The 21,760-nt window shown below is 59.7% G+C and carries 15 protein-coding genes; 6 read left to right on the top strand and 9 right to left on the bottom strand.

All coding sequences use genetic code 11. The features are described from left to right. The first annotated feature begins 10 nt into the window (after positions 1 to 10). The 5 genes from V1T76_RS03305 to ftsH all read left to right on the top strand — a co-directional run bounded on the left by V1T76_RS03305 (position 11) and on the right by ftsH (position 10,622). Positions 11 to 4,726: an ATP-binding protein gene (locus tag V1T76_RS03305; protein ID WP_330559181.1), complete on the top strand. Its 4,716-nt coding sequence runs from the start codon at positions 11 to 13 to the stop codon at positions 4,724 to 4,726. A gap of 25 nt (positions 4,727 to 4,751) precedes the next feature. Further along, the gene (locus tag V1T76_RS03310) at positions 4,752 to 5,444 is read left to right on the top strand and encodes a DUF4336 domain-containing protein (protein ID WP_330559182.1); all 693 of its coding nucleotides are present in this window, start codon (positions 4,752 to 4,754) and stop codon (positions 5,442 to 5,444) included. Between the two features lie 269 nt (positions 5,445 to 5,713). Beyond that, on the top strand, positions 5,714 to 6,757 hold the full coding sequence (locus V1T76_RS03315) for a Fe(3+) ABC transporter substrate-binding protein (protein WP_330559183.1): 1,044 nt from the start codon (positions 5,714 to 5,716) through the stop codon (positions 6,755 to 6,757). Between the two features lie 255 nt (positions 6,758 to 7,012). After that, positions 7,013 to 8,701 (top strand): ABC transporter permease, encoded by a 1,689-nt coding sequence (locus tag V1T76_RS03320; RefSeq protein WP_330559184.1) that lies wholly within the window; start codon positions 7,013 to 7,015, stop codon positions 8,699 to 8,701. Positions 8,702 to 8,795: 94 nt separating this feature from the next. Then, on the top strand, positions 8,796 to 10,622 hold the full coding sequence (gene ftsH, locus V1T76_RS03325) for an ATP-dependent zinc metalloprotease FtsH (protein WP_330559185.1): 1,827 nt from the start codon (positions 8,796 to 8,798) through the stop codon (positions 10,620 to 10,622). 26 nt (positions 10,623 to 10,648) lie between these two features. Here the strand turns inward: ftsH and V1T76_RS03330 are convergent, their stop codons facing one another. From V1T76_RS03330 to V1T76_RS03340, 3 genes are all read right to left on the bottom strand, one after another. Further along, positions 10,649 to 12,817, bottom strand: a complete 2,169-nt coding sequence (locus V1T76_RS03330; protein ID WP_330559186.1) for a putative bifunctional diguanylate cyclase/phosphodiesterase — start codon at positions 12,815 to 12,817, stop codon at positions 10,649 to 10,651. A 385-nt stretch (positions 12,818 to 13,202) separates the two neighbouring features. Beyond that, positions 13,203 to 13,832 carry a CoA transferase subunit B gene (locus V1T76_RS03335; protein WP_330559187.1) on the bottom strand — a complete coding sequence of 210 codons (630 nt, stop codon included), beginning with the start codon at positions 13,830 to 13,832 and terminating at the stop codon, positions 13,203 to 13,205. Between the two features lie 13 nt (positions 13,833 to 13,845). Then, positions 13,846 to 14,541, bottom strand: a complete 696-nt coding sequence (locus tag V1T76_RS03340; protein ID WP_330559188.1) for a CoA transferase subunit A — start codon at positions 14,539 to 14,541, stop codon at positions 13,846 to 13,848. Between the two features lie 298 nt (positions 14,542 to 14,839). Between V1T76_RS03340 and V1T76_RS03345 the strand changes: the two genes are divergently transcribed. Then, positions 14,840 to 15,085, top strand: coding sequence for a DUF6460 domain-containing protein (locus V1T76_RS03345; RefSeq protein ID WP_330559189.1), 246 nt, complete (start codon positions 14,840 to 14,842; stop codon positions 15,083 to 15,085). A 9-nt stretch (positions 15,086 to 15,094) separates the two neighbouring features. Here V1T76_RS03345 and V1T76_RS03350 read toward each other — a convergent pair whose 3' ends face one another. The 6 genes from V1T76_RS03350 to V1T76_RS03375 all read right to left on the bottom strand — a co-directional run bounded on the left by V1T76_RS03350 (position 15,095) and on the right by V1T76_RS03375 (position 21,648). After that, positions 15,095 to 16,249, bottom strand: a complete 1,155-nt coding sequence (locus V1T76_RS03350) for a GNAT family N-acetyltransferase (RefSeq protein WP_330559417.1) — start codon at positions 16,247 to 16,249, stop codon at positions 15,095 to 15,097. A 5-nt stretch (positions 16,250 to 16,254) separates the two neighbouring features. Next, complete coding sequence (locus V1T76_RS03355; protein ID WP_330559190.1) at positions 16,255 to 17,409, bottom strand: GNAT family N-acetyltransferase; 1,155 nt, start codon at positions 17,407 to 17,409, stop codon at positions 16,255 to 16,257. Positions 17,410 to 17,556: 147 nt separating this feature from the next. Next, positions 17,557 to 18,381, bottom strand: a complete 825-nt coding sequence (locus tag V1T76_RS03360; protein WP_330559191.1) for an ABC transporter permease — start codon at positions 18,379 to 18,381, stop codon at positions 17,557 to 17,559. Beyond that, positions 18,378 to 19,307 carry an ABC transporter permease subunit gene (locus V1T76_RS03365; protein ID WP_330559192.1) on the bottom strand — a complete coding sequence of 310 codons (930 nt, stop codon included), beginning with the start codon at positions 19,305 to 19,307 and terminating at the stop codon, positions 18,378 to 18,380. Before V1T76_RS03365 ends, V1T76_RS03360 begins: the two co-directional genes overlap by 4 nt. 9 nt (positions 19,308 to 19,316) lie before the next feature. Beyond that, entirely contained in the window at positions 19,317 to 20,474 is a 1,158-nt protein-coding gene (locus V1T76_RS03370) for an ABC transporter ATP-binding protein (RefSeq protein WP_330559193.1), read from the bottom strand. 79 nt (positions 20,475 to 20,553) lie between these two features. Continuing rightward, positions 20,554 to 21,648, bottom strand: a complete 1,095-nt coding sequence (locus V1T76_RS03375) for a polyamine ABC transporter substrate-binding protein (RefSeq protein WP_330559194.1) — start codon at positions 21,646 to 21,648, stop codon at positions 20,554 to 20,556. Between the last annotated feature and the right edge of the window lie 112 nt (positions 21,649 to 21,760).

Genomic DNA, 21,760 nt, shown 5'->3' on the forward strand with positions numbered 1-21,760 from the left:
GAGCAGAGCCATGGACGAACAGACCCTATCATTCCTGGAACTGACCGCCATGGATGATCTGGTTCAGCTTGTCGACGACAAAAGGGCAGCCTGGCTCTGGTCGGCGGACGGAGCGCGCATTCTATGGGCGAATGCTGCCGGCGCGGCTTTCTTTTCCGCGCAGACCGTTTCCGATCTGGCCAGCCTGACATCGCTTGAGCGCTCGCCGGCCCGTCCGCATATCGCGCGCATTGCCGAATCCGGCCTTACCGACAAATTCAGCATCGACAGGCTCCGCTTTTACCGCGGCCTGCGTGTCATGCTGCTGACTTGCCAGTGCATGCGCATCGAGCTGGAAAACGGTGATGCTGCCGCCCTGATTGTGTGCGGCGACAAGGGGCTTTCGATGACGAAAGACCCGCTGCCGGCGTTTGCGCATTTGCTTCGCGGCAGCGATGCCACCGTGTTCGTGACGAACGCCGGTTCGGTGGAGAGCCATGTCGGCGAACTCGGAGGAACGCCCGAAGACCTCGACATACCGGACGGCCAGACGGCCCTGTTCGGACCGCTGGAGCTGGAAGGTGCCTTTCACGAGGGCGTCGTGCTGAAGATGACTGACCGCCAGAAGCTGGTGGTGCTGGAAAACCAGCCGCTGGCAGACGGCGAAACGGACGCCGGGGACAGCGCTCCAGAAAAGACTGATGCGCCGGAGACAACCGCGACCGCCGCCGGCGCTGCCGCTGCGGCTCCTACCGCTTCGTCCGAGGACGAAGATGAGGACATGGCGACCGAAAGCGCCATGGAGGATGCCGGCTGGGTGCGGGCCGACGAAGACGAGCTTGAAGCCTCCGAGGATATGGCTGAAGCAGCGTCAGCCGATGAAGAGCCCTTTGAGGAAGACCTCGACAGCCAGAGCGATGACGAGCAATCGATTGCCGCCGGCCTTGTCACGTCTGACGCCATCTCCCCCATGGAGCCGGGGGAAGTTGACCTTGATGCCTCTCTTCTGGAGACGCCTGACGAGATTGCAGAGGGCAACGACGAGACGGCGGCAGAGATCGCCGCGGATGCTGACGGCGAGGACGCCGGCTCGGAAGCATCTGAGCCAGAAGCCGCGGCTGTTGAAGACGCAACAGCCGAACATACAGCCGATGATGACGAGACGGACTATAACGACGGCTTCGTCTTCCAGCCGCGGCGCAGGCCTGTGCGTTTTGCGTGGAAGATGGATATCGACCAGCGCTTCACCTTTCTGTCCGACGAGTTTGCCGAAGTTCTCGGCCCGTCGTCGACAGACATTGTCGGCCTGACCTGGCAAGAGGTGGCTGACGCGTTTGACCTCGACCCGCGCGGACACATTGCACGGGCGCTCGACCGACGTGACACCTGGAGTGGCAAGACCATAGACTGGCCTGTCTCCGGCGCAGCCCTGCGCGTGCCGGTCGACATGGCCGCCCTGCCCGCTTTTGACCGGAACAGGAAGTTCGAAGGCTATCGGGGCTTCGGTGTTTGCCGGACTGCAGATGCGGTGCCGGAGCGCGGCGACCAGCCCGCCGGACCAGTGCTCGCCGTTGTCGGAGCCCATGAGGATGTCTCACAGGAGACCGAGGCCGGAGCCGACCAGCTCTCGGAAGAAGACATCACGCACAGCGCCGACACCCAGACGGACGACGTAGCCAGCGCCACTCCCGGTGCCGAGACCGACGCCCCCGCCGCGGTGGCGGACATGGATGAAGACCTTGCTGCCGATAGCGATGACAACGAGGCCGCAGTCAGCCGGGACGACGAAGACGCCGCCTCTGAAACAGCCGACGAACGCACGGTGACGTCCAGCGGCGACGGTGAAGCACCGGACGCAGCACAGCAGCAGGCAACGGCTGACGCCGCGGCGAAGCTTGCAGAGTTGAAACCGGCAAAACCGGACTCTTTTGCCGGCAAGACATTTCTGGGCGCAAGCGCTGCCGCTCTGGTCGGGTCGCTGGCAAAGTTTACCGGCAAGACCCCGCAGCGCACCGCCGAACCGCCAGCAAAGGTTGACCAGACCGCCAAGGCAGACACCGCCTCTCTTCAGGGCGACAAAGCGGCTGATGATGCCCGCCTGGAAGCTGACGAGGATTTCGACGATCTGCCGGGGGCAGCCCTCGACAGCAAGTTCAAGGCTCTCGAATCCGGCATGCAAGATGCACCCGAAGGTGTGGCTGCAATGCAAGAAGACGGCGCGGCTGAAGAGACCGCAGACGCATCTGATGTGAGCGACGAGGCACCTGATGATGAGACAGGTACTGCATTCGACCTCGGTGCACTCACTGAAGACGTCGGAACTTTGAGCGCAGAAACTTTGGACGACGAGGCAGCAGAGACGCTGGAAGCGGCTGCCGAAGACATCGACCCTGACGCTGACGATCTGGAAGACGAAACCAATGAGACCGCGACAGAGGCTACCGCTTCTGACGAGGTCGATGCTGATCTGACAGACGAAAGCGAAGCGGATGCGGGTGACGAGAGTGATGAGGCAAGCGGAGAGCCGAACGCCCCAGCCGACGCCGGCACAGCCATCACGACGCCCAAACCTTCTGCCGCCGAGCCGACCGGCATTACCGGACCTTCGGCGCTGAAGCCGGCGGAAATCGAAAGCGCCGTCAAATCGCTGGCCAAGGCTTACCAGCAGGCCGCCAAAAAACCGCGTGACCTCTTCGAGGAAGATGACGTCGGCACCTCGCCGGAAGACGACGACATGCGGGCCGCAACGGTCGAAGCCGACGATACTGACGACCGGCTTACCGAGACGGACGAAGTCCTCGAAACGGGGAAAGAAGATACATTGCCCCGCAACGAGGATCAGTTCGAGCCAGAACCCGCTTTTGAGGACACGCATTTCGATCTCGTCGAGAAAGAAGACCGGGACATCGAAGCCGTGGCCGCATCGCTCGAAACGGATGACGCGGCCGACGAGCGCGAGTTCTTTGAGGAAACCGCCGCCTTCGAAAGCGAAGACAAGGCCGCCGAAGTGGCGGACGAACCGAAGAAGACCGGACAGGTCATCCCGCTTGCAACGGTCAAACCGCGTGTCGTCCCGGTGGATACCTCAGGCCTTTCCCGGCCCGAGCGCCAGGCTTTCCGCAAGATCGCCGAGGCACTTGGAGCACGGCTTGAGGGCGATCTTGAAGATTTCGACGCGCCCGATCCGGAAGAGCCGGTCGACGACCTGCCGCCGGACGTTCCTGAAGCCGGGCCCATCGACCCGAGCTTGCTGGACCGCTTGCCCATCGGCATCGCCATTGCCCACGATCGCGAGGTTCTCTACGCCAACAAGGCGCTGTTGAGGATGCTCGGCTACCGTTCGATTGCCGCCCTGTCCGAAGCAGGCGGTCTTGAAGCGCTGTTCATCGATGACGCGGAAGAGTTGCCGGATGAAGGCATGGACGGCGAGGTCGACGAGACCATGAAGATGCGCCTGTCCGACGGCGGTGTTCTGAATGTCGATGCGCATATGCATTCGGTGCCCTGGAACGGCGGCCGTGGGCTTATGATTTCGATCACCGAACGCAAGGTAAAACCGGCACCGGCGGCTGCAGCGCCATCCTCGCCGAACTTCTTTGCGGAAGTGCGCGCGGAACTTGACAGCGCGCGCAACCAGATCGCCGAGATGGACACCATCCTGGAAACGGCCACCGACGGCGTTCTGGTGCTCGATCAGAACGGCACCATCTTGAAGGTGAACGGTTCAGCGGAAGCCCTGTTCAGCGCCAACCGGTCCGACATGATCGGTGCGCCCTTGACCGAATTCCTGGCACCGGAAAGCCACCGCGCCGCCGCCGATTATCTGGATGGGCTGTCGCGTAACGGCGTTGCCTCCATCCTAAACGATGGCCGCGAAGTGCTGGGCAAGGTTCCGACCGGTGGGCTCATCCCGCTGTTCATGACCATCGGCCGGATCAGCGGCACCAAGGACGATGTCAAATACTGCGCTGTGCTGCGAGACATCACCCAGTGGAAGACGGCTGAAGAGGAACTGACCCAGGCCAAGCGCCAGGCGGAAAACGCAAGTTCGCAGAAGTCCGATTTCCTGGCCAAGATCAGCCATGAGATCCGCACGCCATTAAACGCCATCATCGGCTTTTCGGAAGTGATGATTGAAGAGCGCTTCGGCCCGATCGGCAACGACCGCTACAAGGACTACCTCAAGGACATTCGCACATCAGGCTCGCACATCATGAGCCTGATCAACGATCTCCTGGATCTGTCCAAGATCGAGGCAGGCAAGCTGGATCTGAAGTTCTCCGCTGTCTCGACGAACGACGTCATCAACGAATGTGTTGCCCTGATGCAGCCGCAGGCCAACCGGGAGCGGGTAATCATCCGCGCCAGCCTGCCGGAATCCGTGCCTGATGTGGTGGCCGATCCGCGCTCGCTGCGCCAGATCGTGTTGAACCTTTTGTCCAACGCCATCAAGTACAACAAGTCAGGTGGCCAGGTGATCCTGTCGACCGCTCTGGAGAGCAACGGCGAAGTGGCGCTGCGTGTCCGCGATACCGGCACGGGCATGACCGCAAAGCAACTGGCCGCTGCCCTTGAACCGTTCCGGCAGCTACATACATCCAGCCGCGGTGGCGGCACCGGGCTCGGCCTGCCGCTGACAAAGGCGCTGGTCGAGGCCAACCGGGCCAGCTTCCACATCGATTCCACGCCTGACCAGGGCACTCTGGTGGAAATCATTTTCCCGACGCAGCGGGTGCTTTCGGAATAATCCCGAGCCCCGTCAGGAGCGGTTCTTGATTGAAGTCGACAGCAATATCTGGATCCTGGAAGGAGGCAATGTCTCCTTCTACGGTCTCGCCTATCCGACCCGCTGCGTGATCGTGCGCTTGCCCTCCGGCAGACTGTGGATCTGGTCCCCCATCGCTTTGACGCCGGAGATCCGCCGAGAGATCGATGACCTGGGCACCCCGGCCCATCTCGTCAGCCCCAACAAGATTCATCACCTGTTTCTGCACGACTGGAAGGCTGCCTGGCCGCAGGCAAAGCTCTGGGGACCTCAAAGCACCATTTCCAAACGCTCCGATCTTCTCTTCGAGGCGGCGCTGGACGAAGCCGTGCCCGATGCCTTTGAAGGTGTCTTCGACATGGTCCGTTTTTCCGGCTCGCCCGTGATGGACGAAGTCGTATTCCTGCACCGGCCATCCAGAACGGTTATCATGGCCGACCTCAGCGAGCATTTTTCACAAGGCTTTCTGGAGCGGTTCTGGAAGCCCTGGCAGCGCTGGATCGCCCGCCTCTGGGGCATTGTCGAAGGCAAGGGGTATGCGCCCCTGGAATGGCGGCTGAGTTTTTTCGACCGCCGCAAGGCCCGCGCCTGCCGGGACAGGATCCTGGCATGGGCGCCTGAAAAGGTGGTCATGGCCCACGGCGTCTGGCAGCAAAGCAACGGCACAGCCTTCCTGCGTGGCGCATTTGCCTGGGTGTGACAGTTTTTCACGCCCGCTGATAACGTGTTCGTGATCAGCCACTGAGGCGGGCTTCGCCAGCTCTGCCCCCCTAAAGTAGAGTCTTAAACTCCTGTATTCTCACCGGTTTTCGGGAAAATAGTGGAATGCAATCCTCCAGTTAGTTTTGAATCATTCTAAAGTATTGATTTTGCTTGATTTATTGACTTCAAAGCTGTCTGGCGACATATTCCCGGCAAGCGTCGGATGCAAAATCCGGCCAACAAGAACCTTCTCACCGGGAGAGTTACATGAACTCCACTTTCCGTATCCTGGCAGGCGCCGCCCTGCTGTCTTCGGCAACCCTTTCTGCCGTACCCGCATTTGCCGACGGGGAAGTGAACATCTACTCCTACCGCCAGCCTTACCTGATCGAGCCGCTGCTGGATGCCTTTACCAAGGAAACCGGCATCAAGACCAATGTGGTCTTTGCCGCTGAAGGCCTGGGCGAGCGCATTGCGGCGGAAGGCGCTAACTCACCTGCGGACGTTCTTTTGACCGTCGACATCGGCCGCCTGGACGGCGCCAAACAGCTCGGCATTTCCCAGCCCGTAGAATCCGAAGTCGTCAACGCCAACGTACCGGCTGAATTTCGCGATCCGGAAGGCCACTGGATCGGCCTGACCAACCGCGCCCGCGTGATCTATGCTTCCAAGGAGCGTGTCGAGCAGGACAGCATCACCTATGAGGAACTGGCCGATCCGAAGTGGAAGGGCCGCCTGTGCACCCGTTCCGGACAGCATGTCTACACCGTCGGGCTGGTTGCCTCGATGGTCGCCCACGATGGTGCGGAAGAGACCGAAAAGTGGCTGGAAGGCGTTCGCGACAACCTTGCCCGCAAGCCGGCCGGTAACGACCGCGCCCAGGTGAAGGCCATCTACGCAGGCGAATGCGACATCGCGCTTGGCAACACCTATTACATGGGTCTGATGCAGACCAACGATAAGGAACCGGAACAGCAGACATGGGCCGAGAGCGTGCGCATCCTGTTTCCTAACACCAACGACCGCGGCAGCCACGTGAACATCGCAGGCGTCATCCTGGCGAAAAACGCTCCGCACAAGGACAATGCGGTCAAGCTGATTGAGTTCCTGTCCTCCGGGGAAGCCCAGAAAATCTACGCCGAGACCAACCATGAATACCCGGTCAAACCAGGTGTTGCGGTTTCCGAACGCGTTGCCAGCTGGGGCGAGTTCAAGAAGGACACCCTGCCGCTGGCCGACATTGCCAAGAACCGCAAGACGGCAAGTGAGCTGATCGACAAGGTCGGTTTCGACGACGGCCCGGCCTCCTGAGCTCTGACCGACGAGAAAGACTGGCGCCGCATTTTGCGGCGCTTTTCTGTTGAGGATGGGAAGGCTGGTTTTGGGCAGGTTGTGCGAGGACCCTTGCCAACCTCCACCTTATCGCTTCGAAACATTTGACGCACCGCTCGCTTCAAGCGCCTCAGTTTCTCCAAAAGTGCTGACATGACCAAAGGCTGGCTTTTGCATTTTCCGGTAATTGCCTATAGAGCTTCCTGCGAACCATTCTCAAAGAAATGACAGGCCTTGCTGCGCACGCCCTCCCTCACCCTTGCTGACCGTTTCTGGCAAATTGCATCGCTGGCGATTGCCGCGCTGGTGCTGTTGCCGATGGCAGCAATTGTCTGGATTGCGTTGGCACCCACGGGCGAGGTCTGGAGCCATCTTCTGACGACGGTTCTGCCGGGCTCCGTGCGCACCACCGTCCTGCTGATGCTGGGCGTCGGGCTGACCACTGGCATTACCGGTGTTGCCACCGCCTGGCTGGTGACGATGTGCAATTTCCCGGGAAGAAAGACCCTCGACTGGGCCCTTCTCGTGCCGCTTGCCGTGCCGACCTACATCGTTGCCTTCGCCTACGTCGAAGTGCTCGATTATACGGGACCGGTGCAGAGCCTGATCCGCACACTTTTCGGCTTCAAGACCTCCAGAGACTACTGGTTTCCCGAGATCCGCTCGCTCGGCGGCGCCATCTTCGTCATGGGCGCGGTGCTTTACCCTTACGTCTATCTGACGACCCGAGCGAGCTTCCTCATCCAGTCCGCCTCGACGCTGGATGTCTCGCGCACGCTTGGCGCGTCGCCTTATGGGCTCTTTTTCCGCGTTGCCCTGCCGCTGGCTCGGCCCGCCATCGTCATCGGCATCTCTCTCGCACTGATGGAGTGCCTTAACGATATCGGTGCGGTGACGTTCTTCGGCGTGAAGACGCTGACCTTTTCCGTCTATGACACCTGGCTGCACCGATCCAGCCTTGGCGGAGCTGCCCAGCTTGCCCTGGCGATGCTGGTGATGGTGTTCCTGCTGCTGTGGCTGGAACGGTTCGGACGGCGCAAACAGCGCTTCGACAGTGGCGGCGGCTCCAAACATCGTCCGCCAACGCGGTTCGAACTGGGCCGTTGGCAGGCTGCACTGGCGCTGATGTTGTGCCTGACACCGGTCTTTGTCGGCTTCGTTGTGCCGGGTCTGCTGCTTGCGGACCTTGCAAGCCGGCGGCTGGAGAGCTTCTGGGACGGCAGATTTCTGGATGCGGTCTGGAACAGCCTGAGCCTTGCTGCCATTGCAGCGTTGATCACCGTACTCATTTCCGTTGCGCTGGCCTATGCCCTGCGCCTCAACCCCAGAGGCCCGCTGAAAGTCGCCGTCCGGCTCGCTTCCATCGGCTATGCCATTCCAGGCACCGTTCTGGCGATCGGCATTCTTGTGCCGCTGGCAGGCTTCGACAATTTTCTCGACGCGCGGATGGAATCCTGGTTCGGCATCAGTACCGGTCTTCTGTTGCTGGGCAGCGGCACCGGCCTGGTGTTCGCCTATGTGGTCCGCTTCCTTGCCGTTTCTTATGGCCAGGTGGAAGGCGGCTTTGGCCGGATCACGCCGCATCTCGACATGGCCGCGCGCACGCTTGGCCGCAACAGCGGGCAGACCCTGACGCAGGTCCATCTGCCGATCCTGAAGCCGGTTCTTTTGTCCGCGGCCCTGCTCAGCTTCGTCGACTGCATGAAAGAGCTGCCGGCAACGGTGCTGCTGCGCCCCTTCAATTTCGAGACCTTGGCAACGACCGTGTTCGAGGCGGCCTCGCGCGAGGCGTTCGGCGAAGCGGCCCTGCCCTCGCTGGCGATCGTCCTGGTCGGTTTGATCCCGGTGATCTACCTCGCCCGCTCCAGCGCCTCATCCTTCCGGACGCAAACCTCCAGACGGCAGGTCGAGCCGGTCGTCTGAACCGGACCAGCCATGCCATGTCGCGCCTTGACAGGCTCCGGGCGAACCGCGTCAATGGCAACATAATTCAGATATTTACCGGGACGATTCCTCAATGGAAAAGAAACACCAGATAAACCTTTGGTACGCCTTCATCGCCATGATGCTGGTGCTGATGTTCCAAAGCTGGTGGACCACCTACAAGACTGTCGAGCAGATCCCCTACAGCCAGTTCGAACAGTATCTCAAGGATGGGAAGATCGAGGAGATCGCCATCAAGGAGAACTTTATCGAGGGCAAGTTCAAGTCGGAACTCAAGGACGGAAAGCAGTATTTCATCACCACCCGCGTCGAGGTGCCTCTCGCCGACGAGCTCAGCAAGTATGACGTGAAATACACCGGCGTCGTCCAGAACACCTTCATTCGCGATCTCCTGTCCTGGGTGCTGCCGGTGTTGCTTCTGTTCGGTCTGTGGATGTTCTTCATCCGCCGCTTTGCCGAGAAACAGGGCCTCGGCGGCATGATGACGGTGGGCAAGTCCAAGGCGAAGGTGTTCGTCGAAAAGGACGTGAAGGTCACTTTTCAAAATGTCGCCGGCGTCGACGAAGCCAAACGGGAACTGAAGGAAATCGTCGACTTTCTGAAGGAGCCGGCCTCCTACGGCCGCTTGGGGGCGCATGTGCCCAAGGGCATCCTTCTGGTCGGCCCTCCGGGCACGGGCAAGACGCTACTCGCCCGGGCGGTGGCCGGTGAGGCCGGTGTGCCGTTCTTTTCGATCTCCGGTTCCGAATTTGTGGAAATGTTCGTCGGTGTCGGCGCGGCGCGTGTGCGCGACCTCTTCGAGCAGGCCCGCAAGGCTGCCCCCGCCATCATCTTCATCGATGAGCTGGATGCCCTCGGCCGGGCGCGTGCGGCCGGTCCCATGGGCAGCAACGACGAGAAGGAACAGACCCTCAACCAGCTCCTGACCGAACTCGACGGCTTCGATCCGTCCAGCGGCATTATCCTTCTGGCAGCGACCAACCGGCCCGAGATCCTGGACCCTGCGCTCCTGCGCGCCGGGCGTTTCGACCGGCAGGTGCTGGTCGATCGGCCGGACAAGATCGGCCGGCGTGCAATCCTCGACGTGCATGTGAAGAAGATCAAGCTGGCCGCCGATATCGATCTCGACCAGGTGGCGCAGCTCACCGCAGGCTTCTCGGGAGCCGATCTTGCAACACTGGTCAACGAGGCCGCCCTCCTGGCAACACGGCGGCAGGCCGATGCCGTCACCCTTCTGGACTTCAACGAGGCCGTGGAGCGGGTGATTGCCGGGCTGGAGAAGCGCAGCCGGATCCTGTCCGAAAAGGAACGCAAAACCGTCGCCTTCCACGAAATGGGCCATGCCCTGGTAGCCGCCAATCTGGACGGCTGCGACCCGGTACACAAGATCTCGATCATCCCGCGCGGCATAGGTGCGCTCGGCTACACCATGCAGCGGCCGACCGAAGACCGTTTCCTCCTGTCCTCGAAGGATCTGGAAAACCGCATGGCTGTCCTGATGGGCGGTCGGGCGGCGGAGGAGATTGTTTTCAACGAAATCTCCACGGGTGCTTCGGACGACCTGCAGAAGGTGACCGAAGTTGCCCGCGACATGGTCATGCGCTACGGCATGGATATCGATCTCGGCAATCGTGCCTATGCCTCACAGCGTCAGAATTTTCTCGGGCAGCCAGCAGGAGACGTTGCCGAAGTTTCCCAAGAAACCCAGCGGGAAATCGATCTGGCCATCAAAGAGCGCGTGGAAGCTGCCTTCCAGCGTGCCAAGGACCTTTTGAACAGCCATCGCAGCGAGCTTGACGAAGGGGCCGCCATGCTGCTGGCAAAGGAAACGCTGACCGACAAGGACTTTCCCGCAATCCGCCCGATTGGCGAGCGCCGGAAAAACGAAGCCGCGGAATAAAACGCCGAGTTCTGCCGCTCAAGACGTCAGGCGGCGAAAGTGTTGCCGTCTTCCGGGTGCACCCCGGCGGCCGGGCTGCGTTGCGCTCCACCCTGCTGAAAAGCTTTCGACCAGGCTTCAAAATGCTCCGCCGTCATCGGCCGGGCAAACAGAAAGCCTTGCGCGGTCGTGCAGCCGTTCTCCGACAGGAATAGAAACTGCTCTTCCGTTTCGACGCCTTCGGCGACAACTTCATAGTGAAGGCTTTCGGCCATCGCCAGAATGGTCTGGACGATGGAGCGGCTGTGATGGTCCGCGGCGAGACCACTGATGAAGCTGCGGTCGATCTTGAACGTGTTGAACGGCAGACGCTGCAGATGCGCCAGGCTGGAATAGCCGGTGCCGAAATCATCGATGGCAAAGGTGATACCGGCTTCCAGAAGGGGTTTTGCCGCCTCCGAAACCCGGTCGGGATCTCTCATGGCAACGGTCTCCGTCACTTCCAGTTGCAGCAGGTTGGCCGGAAACCCCGTGACCTCCAGAACGTCAAGCACGCGCGTCGTAAACCCCGGTTTTTCAAGCTGGCGGATCGAGACGTTGACCGCCAACGGAAGACGCAGGCCATGATCGAGCCAGACCCGCCCCTGACGGCAGGCCTGCTCCAGAACCCTGTCACCCAGCCGGGTGATAAGGTCGCTTTCCTCGGCGACGTCAATGAAACAGCCCGGTGTCAGCATCCCGCGCTCGGGATGATCCCAGCGGGCAAGCACTTCGGCACCGGCCACCTTCAGCGTTGCGCAATCGATCTTGGGCTGGAAGGCAATGGTGATTTCATCCGCCAGAAGAGCCCGCTTCAGTTCCGCTTCCAGGCGGATGCGTTCGTGAGAGCGCGAGTCGCGTTCGATTTCGTTGAAGAAGCACGCCCGGTTGCCGCCGGTCCGCTTGGCCGCATACATTGCAATGTCCGCGTTCTTAAGGATGGCCGTATAATCCTCGCCGTCATCGGGATAGGTCGAAACACCGATGCTCGCGCCCACGGCCATGGTCAGGCCATTGATTTCCAGCGGTTGCTCGACACATTGCACCAGCGCGTCCGCAAGCGTGTAGACATTGGTCATCGGCTTTTGAGCAGGCATGACGATTGCAAATTCGTCGCCGCCAAGCCGGGCCACAAGCGGTGGGAAAGCGGGCTTTGCATCGCCAGCCTTGTCTGCATTGTTCAACAGGCGCCGCAGCCGCGCCGCCACTTCCTTCAACAATGCGTCGCCATGGTCGTGGCCGTAACTGTCATTCACCCGCTTGAACCGGTCGAGATCGACAAAAAGGACGGACATGCGGACGGGCGTGCCGTCGCCGGTCTGCATGTTTGAATTGAAGTGCAGGCGGAAGCTTTCCCGGTTGGGCAGGCGCGTTACAGGGTCCAGGTAAGCCAGTTCGTGAATGCGGGCCATATTGCTGCGGATGGTAGCGACCATGTCACGATAGGCACGGGCCAGAACGCCGATTTCGTCGGTGCGCTGCACAGGAAACGGCGCATCGAAATTACCTGCACTGACCGTGTGAGCTGTCTGGGTCAGGGCCTTGATCGGCCGGACGAAGTTCTCCGCAAAGTGAAACGTCACCGGAATGCAGAATATCAGGAGAACGAGAGTGATGAAGATGTTCCGGCTCCATATGGCGAACAGCATGCCGTTGACTTGAAGCCGCTTCAACGACACCAGTGCAGCCCCGAGAACCGGGCTGCCGGCCGTCTCACGGACGGGCAAGGCGATTTCGATCCGGTCACCGGTCTGGCGGATCTGTTCAAGACCGGTTTCCAGCGACAGTTCGATCAGCGGATGCAGTTCCTGTTCGTCGAAGTAACTCGTGTCCGGATCGCTGTCGATCGTGACCGCGCGAGCGGGATCGTGCACCAGCGCAAGTTCGACCACGCCGCTGCCCGCGATGCTTTCCAGTTCCTGTTCCAGGATCAGGTAGTGGTGATTGGTCAGATGGGGCACAGCCAGACGGCTGACGGTCGCCCCGATGGCCCGCGCATCGGAAACAACCCTTTGCTCCTCGTCGCGCAGGTCCAGGTAGCTTGCCACCATGATCATCACGACCGAAAGGGCCAGGAACAGCCCGGCGACCAGCAGCACGAAACGGGTGCGCAGGCTGGGAAGCCAGGTGGACAGGACTTTGATGAGCTTTGAGACAGCCCCATGCGTTCCAGGCACGCCTAACACCCCTTGCGATTACCTGAAGACCATACAGAACAAGTCTTGAAGGTGGATTGAAGAGGGTAAAGGCAGGTCTTCAAAACGTGTAAACACTGACCAGTTGCTTAGCCGGGAAATCGACTTTCCCGGCTTTTAAGGGATAATGGGCTGTCAATGCTTGGTTTACATGCATTAATCGCAAGTGCATCTGTTAACGAATTCGGATTTTTCATCCGCAATTCTACGAATTGGTTCCAATTCGGGACAATCTGCGCATGAGCAGGTTCAAGAAAATTACTCCTATTGAACAAGTCCATATGAAATGATCGACCGACCACAAAAAAGGTGCCTGCGAGACCGCAGGCACCTTTGCCTTTAACAACGCTTTTGGCTGTTTCCTGCCTTACGACAGAAGCGTTGCCTGTGTCTTTTCCTTGACCTCGTCCAGCGATACGTCCTGAGCGAGCTCAACCACCTTCAGGCCGCCTTCGACAACGTCGAAGACACCGAAATTGGTGATGATGCGGTCAACGCATTTCACGCCGGTGAGCGGCAGCGAGCATTCTTTCAGAAGCTTGGGATCGCCGGCTTTCGAGGTGTGATCCATGATCACGACCACGCGCTTGACGCCGGCAACGAGATCCATCGCGCCGCCCATGCCCTTGACCATCTTGCCCGGGATCATCCAGTTGGCGAGATCGCCCTCTTCGGACACTTCCATGGCGCCCAGGATCGACAGGTCGATATGACCGCCGCGGATCATGCCGAAGCTGTCGGCAGACGAGAAATAGCTGGTCTGCGGCAGTTCGGTGATGGTTTGCTTGCCGGCGTTGATAAGGTCTGCGTCAACCTCGTCATCGGTCGGAAACGGGCCCATGCCCAGCATGCCGTTTTCCGACTGGAGGGTCACGTGGACACCTTCCGGAATGTAATTGGATACAAGCGTCGGAATGCCGATGCCCAGGTTCACATAGAAGCCGTCTTCCAGTTCCTGCGCGGCACGCTTTGCCATGTCATCACGAGTCCATGCCATGATGTTATCTCCCTCAGGCTGCGCGCGTGGTGCGCTTTTCGATGCGTTTTTCGTGGCTGCCGACGATGATGCGGTCGACGAAGATGCCGGCGGTGTGGATGTTGTCCGGATCAAGCTCGCCGATCTCGACCAGTTCCTCGACTTCCACCACACAGGTCTTGCCGGCGGTTGCCATCATCGGATTGAAGTTGCGCGCGGTCTTGCGGTAGATCAGGTTGCCTTCCTTGTCGGCCTTCCAAGCCTTGACCAGCGACACATCGGCCACCAGGCCGGTTTCCATGATGTAGGTCTCGCCGTTGAAGTCCTTGTGCTCCTTGCCCTCGGCAATCAGCGTGCCGACACCGGTCTTGGTGTAGAAGCCCGGAATGCCTGCGCCGCCGGCACGAATGCGCTCGGCCAATGTGCCCTGCGGGTTGAACTCCAGCTCAAGCTCACCGTTCAGATACTGCTTTTCGAAAGTCGCGTTTTCACCGACGTAGGACGAAACCATCTTCTTGATCTGGCGTGTCTGCAGCAGAAGACCGAGGCCAAAGTCATCGACACCGGCATTGTTGGAAATGGCGGTGATGTCCTTGGCTCCGGAATCCCGGAGCGCCACAATCAGATTTTCCGGAATCCCGCAAAGGCCGAATCCACCGGCCATCACCGTCATGCCGTCAAAGGTCAGCCCTTCAAGGGCGGCCTTTGCGTCCGGATAAATTTTGTTCATGTTTCACTCCCGTTTAAGACCGCTACATGCGTGTGGCGCACATTCGCCGCTTGGTTCGACCGGGTCAAGAGCTCTTTGCCGCGTTGCAGCGAAAAACATGAATGGTCCGTCACTTAATCGATTTGCCCCGCAATAGCCAGCACCGAACTGCCGTTGCTGCTCGGTTTTACGCGGTTTCCGGCAAGTTGTTTATGGTTTGTAAATTCTTAATGGCAAGAATTGAGCACCGGCCGCGGGGTGTTATCACCACTCTCCCGGGCACCGGTTACCTTGAGCCTACTGAAAGACACCACGCACCGTGTTCCCGTTTCTGTCGACATTCTTCAAGATCGCAGCCATCTCGTTGCTCGTCGGGGCGGGTCTTTCCTTCGTGAACATCACCGCGCAGGACATTCTGGGGTCCGTCGGCATGAGCCCGCTGGAGCTGTGGATCTATCTGCTGGAGTTCCGGGACTGGGCCATTCCCAACATGATCCTCGGCGCATTTATCGTCGTACCGATCTGGCTGGTCATCTACCTGATCCGTCCCCCGCGGGCGGGGTGACGGTTCCCTTTAGGCGGTCTGACTGGTTTTCTGCTGTTTCCAGCGATCAACGGTTTCGCGGAGGCCCTTTTTGGCCTTGAGGGCCGTGATCGCTGCATGGCCCTTGACCGTAAGCGGCAGAAGCAAGCGCCGCGTTGACTGTTCCGTGGCACCGAACCTGCTTTTGTAGTCCTGCAGACCGGTGCCAAAACTGTAGTTGCGAATATTGTTGTCCCGCGCCCAGTAGATGGAATGAACGAGCGCCACCATGCCAGGTGAAAACCGATGCCATTGCTCGGGCCCGATCGAAATCAAAACAAGGGTCGCGAAGCCGTCTTCCACCATCATGGCAACCACGGCGACAATGTCATCACCGCACCGCAACGCCAGAACCTTGAAGGGATTTTCACGTCCCGGCTGGGCCGCCAGGGCCCGATAAAAATCCTCGCGGTTGTCCAGTTTCATGGAGTTCAAGCGACCGAGAGCCTTGAAACGCTCCGCCTTGCTGACAATCAGAGCTTCGAGATTTTTCACTCGCTCTTCAGGGGTCGTCGCCTCGACCAGCTGCACGCCTTCCCCTTGAAGCTTGCGAAAGTTGACCCTTACCTTCTTGTAAACCCCATGCCCGGAGCCGGTTCCGGCCGCAAGCAGGGCGTCGGCATCAAGGCTGAGGCTACAGCTTTCCAAGCTCGCCTTTGGATGCAGGAAGAAAGGATTAGAAGCGCTGCCTATCGAGGCGTGCAGTTTCTTGATGTCCACCACATCAGCATCAGGAATGGCTTCGATCATGGCGGCCAAAACCGCCTGCACCGTTTCTTCGCCTTCGCTTGTGAGCGCCTTGCTCAGGACCGGTCCATTCTGGTCCGCCACGCCAAGGTCGGGCGTGGATGCGATGCGGACCGGGCCTTTCCGGAAGCGGATCAGTGGCAGCAATGCAAGCGGGTCCGGCAAGCCGGCGCGATAGGCGGCAAGGACCCCGAAGGTGTCACAGGCCGCAGGGGCCATTTCCTGAAAAAAGCATTCGACGAATTGCGGCGCCTGAAATGCCGAACAGACCGCTCCGCCGGGAAGAGACGCCCAGAGCGAACGCAAAACGTCTGCACCGGGTTGCTCATGCCAGACAACATCAAGATCATGCCCAGCCAACTGCCCGCAGAACGGCCCGTTTTCTGCCATCACCAGCATTTCGGTCACGAGTCCACTCCGTTCCTGCGCAGCGCGATCTGAAGCACGTTCTGTGCGGCGCGATGCGCTTCCCGAGCACCGACAAACAGTCGCCCGCGTGTGCTGAGCGGCATGAGTAAACGGCGGGAGGGGTGTTCATCCCCTCCAAAGCGCTGCTTGTATTCCTGCTGACCCGTGCCAAAGCTGAACCAGCGTACGCCCGCCTCGTAAGCCCGCTCTATCGCCTTTGAAAACAGCACCATACCCGGCGAAAAGGCGTGCCATTTCGGATGCCCGATCGACACCAGGACAGCGGTTGCCTGTGCGCCCGTCATCATCAGCACCATGGCAGCCACGGTTTCTTCACCCTGCTTCAGCGCAAGGGTCTTGAAAGGCGTTGGGGAGGCTTCCATCGCCGCCAGGCGGAGATAGAAGGCTGAGCGGTCTTCCCGACCCAGGCTGTCGACCCGCCCGAGCTGTCGGAACCGTTCCCTGCGCTGTGCGGCCAGGGTCCTGAACAGGTCGACACGCTCTTCAGGCGTTACCGCCTCAACCAGCGTGACGCCTTCGCTCACGAGCTTGCGGAACTTGGAGCGGGTCTTCTTGTAGACGGACTTTCCACACCAGTTGCCAGTAGCATTCGCGCTCCGAAGATCAAGCACAAGCGAGCTGCTGTGAGAGATCGTTTCAGGCAGAAAACTCAGCGGATTTTCCAGGGTGTCGACCCGGTCGTGCAGCTTCTGAATGTCGACAACGTCTGCATCGGCGATACGCTGCAGAAACGCCTGGATCATTTCAGCCCGGCAATCGCCGGAGAGCCGGCATCCAGCCGCAATGACCGGCGCATTCTGATCTGCCAGTCCGAAGTCCGGCATGCCGACGACACGGATCGGGCCCCGCTGATAACGCGCCAGCGGCAACAGCATCAGGGGATGTTCGCTTTCGCCGGGCTCTGTGAAAACACCGACGGAAAATCCGCTTGCCCCTGTCTGCTGACCGCTCTCCTGAAAAGCTGCGAGAAATTCCGGTGTCTGAAATGGCGTCGACACCGCGCCGCCTTTCAGGGAGGCCCAAAGACTGTTCATTTCCGACAGCGACGGGGCCTTGATCTCACGAACCCTGATCCGGGATACAGCGCGGCTTTCCAGAGCCAGCAGATGCTCTGTTTCACGCAATGCCATCACTCGCAATACCCCGATACAAAACCACAGGCGCGAACACACCTAATAGGTGCAGCACCTGCCTGCAATATAGGCATGGTTTTGTTAAAATTCAGTATTGCAGGCAGACCCGTCTAGCCGATCAGCGCCTGCTCTGCTGTGGGTCTTTCAGCCTTCCGCACCGAAAGCGGCCCGTTCATCCCGCTCCTTTTGCGCCTGCTGGCGTTTGGTCGCGATGGAGGCCGCGATCACGCCCATGGTGACAAGAGCAACAAGGATGGTGCAGACCGCGTTTATTTCCGGTGTCACCCCGAGCCGCACCTGGGAATAGATCTTCATCGGCAGCGTGGTTGCCCCCGGGCCCGTGGTAAAGCTGGCGATCACCAGATCGTCCAGCGACAGTGTGAAGGCCAGCATCCAGCCGGCGATGACACCGGGCAGAATGATCGGCAAGGTGATCAGGAAGAAGGTTTTGACCGGCGGACAGCCGAGATCTTCCGCCGCTTCTTCGATCGATTTGTCGAATCCGACGAGACGCGACTGCACCACGACAGCCACATAGCAGCTTGCAAAGGTCGTGTGGGCCAGCATCACGGTCCAGAAACCGCGGGAATAATCCATGGCCACGAAGAGCAGAAGCAGCGACAGGCCAAGGATCACTTCGGGCATCACCAGCGGTGCGAAGATCATGCCGGAAAACAGCGAGCGGCCGACAAAGCGTCCGGAGCGGACCAGAACAAGCGCGGCGATGGTGCCGATGATCGTTGCAAGGGTGGCCGAGGCAAAGGCAACGCGCAAGGTCACCCAGGCTGCGTCGAGCAGTTGATCGTTCTGCAGCAGAGAGGCATACCATTTGGTGGAGAAGCCTCCCCAGACAGTCACCAGCCGGCTTTCGTTGAAGGAATAAATCACCAGCAGCAAGATGGGCAGATACAGGAACGAAAAGCCTGCCACGAGCGAGGTGATGTTGAACCAGGTCGGACCGCGCGTCATCCTTCTCTCTCCGACATTTTCTGCTGCTGGTTCTGGAAGAGCACGATGGGAACCACCAGGATCATCAGGAGGATCACGGCGACCGCCGACGACACGGGCCAGTCGCGGTTGTTGAAAAATTCCACCCAGAGCGTCTTGCCGATCATCAGCGTGTTGGAACCGCCGAGTAGATCCGGGATGACGAATTCACCGACGGCGGGAATGAACACCAGGAAACACCCCGCGATGACACCAGGCAGCGACAGGGGCACCGTGATTTTCCAGAAGGCCTTCCAGGGCGGGCACCCGAGATCCTCGGCCGCTTCCAGCAGGCTGCCGTCCAGCCGCTCCAGGCTGGCATAAAGAGGCAGGACCAGGAACGGCAGATACGAATAGACGATGCCGATAAAGACGGCGATGTTGGTATTCATGATCACCAGCGGTTCGTCGATGACGCCGAGCGTCAGGAGGAGCTGGTTGAGAAGACCTTCGTTTTTCAGGATACCGATCCAGGCATAGACGCGGATCAGAAAGCTGGTCCAGAACGGCAGGATCACCAGCATCAGCAGCGTCGGGCGCAACGATTGCGGACTGCGTGCCATGCCGTAGGCGATTGGGTAACCGATGATGAGCGTCAGCAGAGTGGAGATGGCCGCGATGACGACCGAGGACAGATAGGACTTCCAGTAGAGGTCATCTTCCGTCAGCCAGATGTAGTTTTCGAAGGAGAACTCCGAAATGCTGTCCCAGATGCCATTCCAGCCTTCAGCCAGATCGAAGGTTGGCACATAGGGCGGAATGGCCACCGCCACCTGTGACAGGGAAATCTTGAAGACGATCAGAAATGGCGCCAGAAAGAAAATCAGCAGCCAGACATAGGGCACCGCGATGAGCAGCCAGCCGCCAAGCGTTCGTTTGGGTTGGGCGGGAACGTGTACGTCGGACATCGTTTCCTCCTACCCTTTGAGTATTACGCCGGCATCCCGGTCGAAGGACATGACGACCTCGTCATCCCAGGTGATCGGGTTTTCGACCATACGCGAAACATTGGCGAAGGTGGCTCGCAGCGTGTCGCCGTCGTCGTCGCCAACTTTCGAATGGATGATGGACATGTCCCCCAGGTAAGCGATGTCCCAGACGACCCCATCGATCCTGTTGGGAACACCCTTTTCGCGACGACCTTGCGCAATGCGCACCTTCTCCGGACGAATGGCATACCAGACCCGGTCACCCACGGCGGCATCGGTCACCTGATCGCTATCGATGGAGAAATTATCCGCAACCGAGCGAAGCCTGGTGCCGTCACCCGATTTCTCGATGACGTTGGCTTCGATCAGGTTGATGTCGCCGATGAAGTCGGCCACGAACTTGGAATTGGGAGCTTCGTAGATTTCCGCCGGGGTGGCGACCTGCACCAGTTCGCCCTTGTCCATGACGGCGATGCGGTCGGCAACGGTCATGGCCTCTTCCTGGTCGTGGGTAACAATCAGGAAGGTCATCTTCAGTTCTTCCTGAATGTTCATCAGTTCGAACTGGGTTTCCTCGCGAAGCTTGCGGTCAAGCGCGCCGAGCGGCTCATCGAGCAGCAGTACCTTGGGACGCTTTGCAAGCGAACGGGCGAGCGCGACGCGCTGGCGCTGGCCGCCCGAGAGCTGGTGCGGTCGGCGTTTGGCAAATTGTTCCAGCTTCGTCAGCCGCAGCATTTCGGCAACGCGCGCATCCACCTCGGACGCCGGAAGCTTGTCCTGCTTCAGGCCGAAGGCGATGTTCTTTTCGACACTCATATGCGGAAACAGCGCATAGGACTGGAACATCATGTTCGAGGGCCGCTTGAAAGGCGGAATTCCTGCAAGGTCCTGACCATCCAGAAAGATCTGCCCGGATGTCGGCGTCTCGAAGCCCGCCAGCATGCGCATCAAGGTGGTCTTGCCACAGCCCGAGCCACCAAGCAGCGCGAAAAACTCGCGCTCGTAGATCTTCAGAGACAGGTTGTTGACCGCAGTGAAGTCACCGAATTTCTTTGTGACATTCCGGAATTCGATAAACGGTGCTTTTTCCGGATCGTCCCACGGGCTGTACGCCCGGCGAACCGGTCCAATCGATTTCTTCGCCAAAACAATCTCCCACCCCTAAGAGACCCGCCAAAACCAAAGCGCCGGACCCTTTTCAGGGGGCCCGGCGGTTCGCGTTCGCTTACTGACCGCTCTTGACCGCGGTCCAGGTGCGGGTCACGACCCGGTTCACCTTCGGCGGATAAGGGGTGACGGTGTAGAGGTTCTTCACCGCTTCCTCGGTCGGGTAGATCGCCGGATCGCCGATCACGTCTTCGTTGAGGAATTCCTGCGAGGCCTTGTTGCCGTTGGCGTAGTAGACCACGTTGGAGGCCTTCGCCATGACTTCAGGACGCATGATGTAGTTCAGGAACTCGTGGGCTTCTTCCTTGTGCGGAGCGTCCGCCGGGATCGCCATCTGGTCGAACCACATCAGCGCCCCCTCTTTCGGGATCGAATACTCGACGGTCACGCCATTGTTGGCTTCCGCCGCACGGTCGCGGGCCTGCAGAACATCGCCGGACCAGCCGACCGCCAGACAGATATCACCGTTGGCGAGCGCGTTGATGTATTCGGAAGAGTGGAACTTCTGGATGTATGGACGTACCGACATCAGCAGTTCGCCTGCCTTTTCGATTTCCGCCGGATCCTTGCTGTCCGGATCAAGACCCAAATAGTTGAGCGCGGCCGGGATCAGCTCGGTCGGGGCGTCCAGAATGAACACGCCGCAATCCTTCAGCTTCTCGATGTTCTCCTTCTTGAAAAGGAGATCCCAGCTATCCACCGGCGGGTTGTCGCCGAGGGCTTCTTTCACCTTGTCGACATTGTAGCCGAAGCCGGTCGTGCCCCACATGTAGTTGATGGAGTGCTTGTTGCCCGGATCGTATTTGTCGACGCGCGCCTCGATGTCCTTCCACATGTTGGACAGGTTCGGCAGCTTGGACTTGTCGAGTTCGGAGAAAACGCCTGCCTGAATCTGGCGAGCCAGGAAGGTTCCGGTCGGGACGACGACATCATAACCCGTGCCGCCAGCCAGCAGCTTGGTTTCCAGCACTTCGTTGCTGTCGAACACGTCGTAGACGACCTTGATACCGGTTTCCTTGGTGAAGTCTTCCAGAATGGTTTCGTCGATGTAATCGGACCAGTTGTAGACATTCACGACCTTGTCCTGGGCGAATGCGGCGCCGCTCATCAGGCTGAGAACGGCGACCCCGGTCAACATGGATTTCAACGTCATTTATGAACTCCCCTCAGAGTTTTGTTTGAGGCCTTGTGGTGGCCTAGTGCCTGAATGCAAATGGACATTTGCGCTTTTGCGTCTTGTCTGTCCCGCAGATTGGCTATGGTGC

Source organism: Roseibium sp. FZY0029, from assembly GCF_036350355.1.
Classification (GTDB): domain Bacteria; phylum Pseudomonadota; class Alphaproteobacteria; order Rhizobiales; family Stappiaceae; genus Roseibium.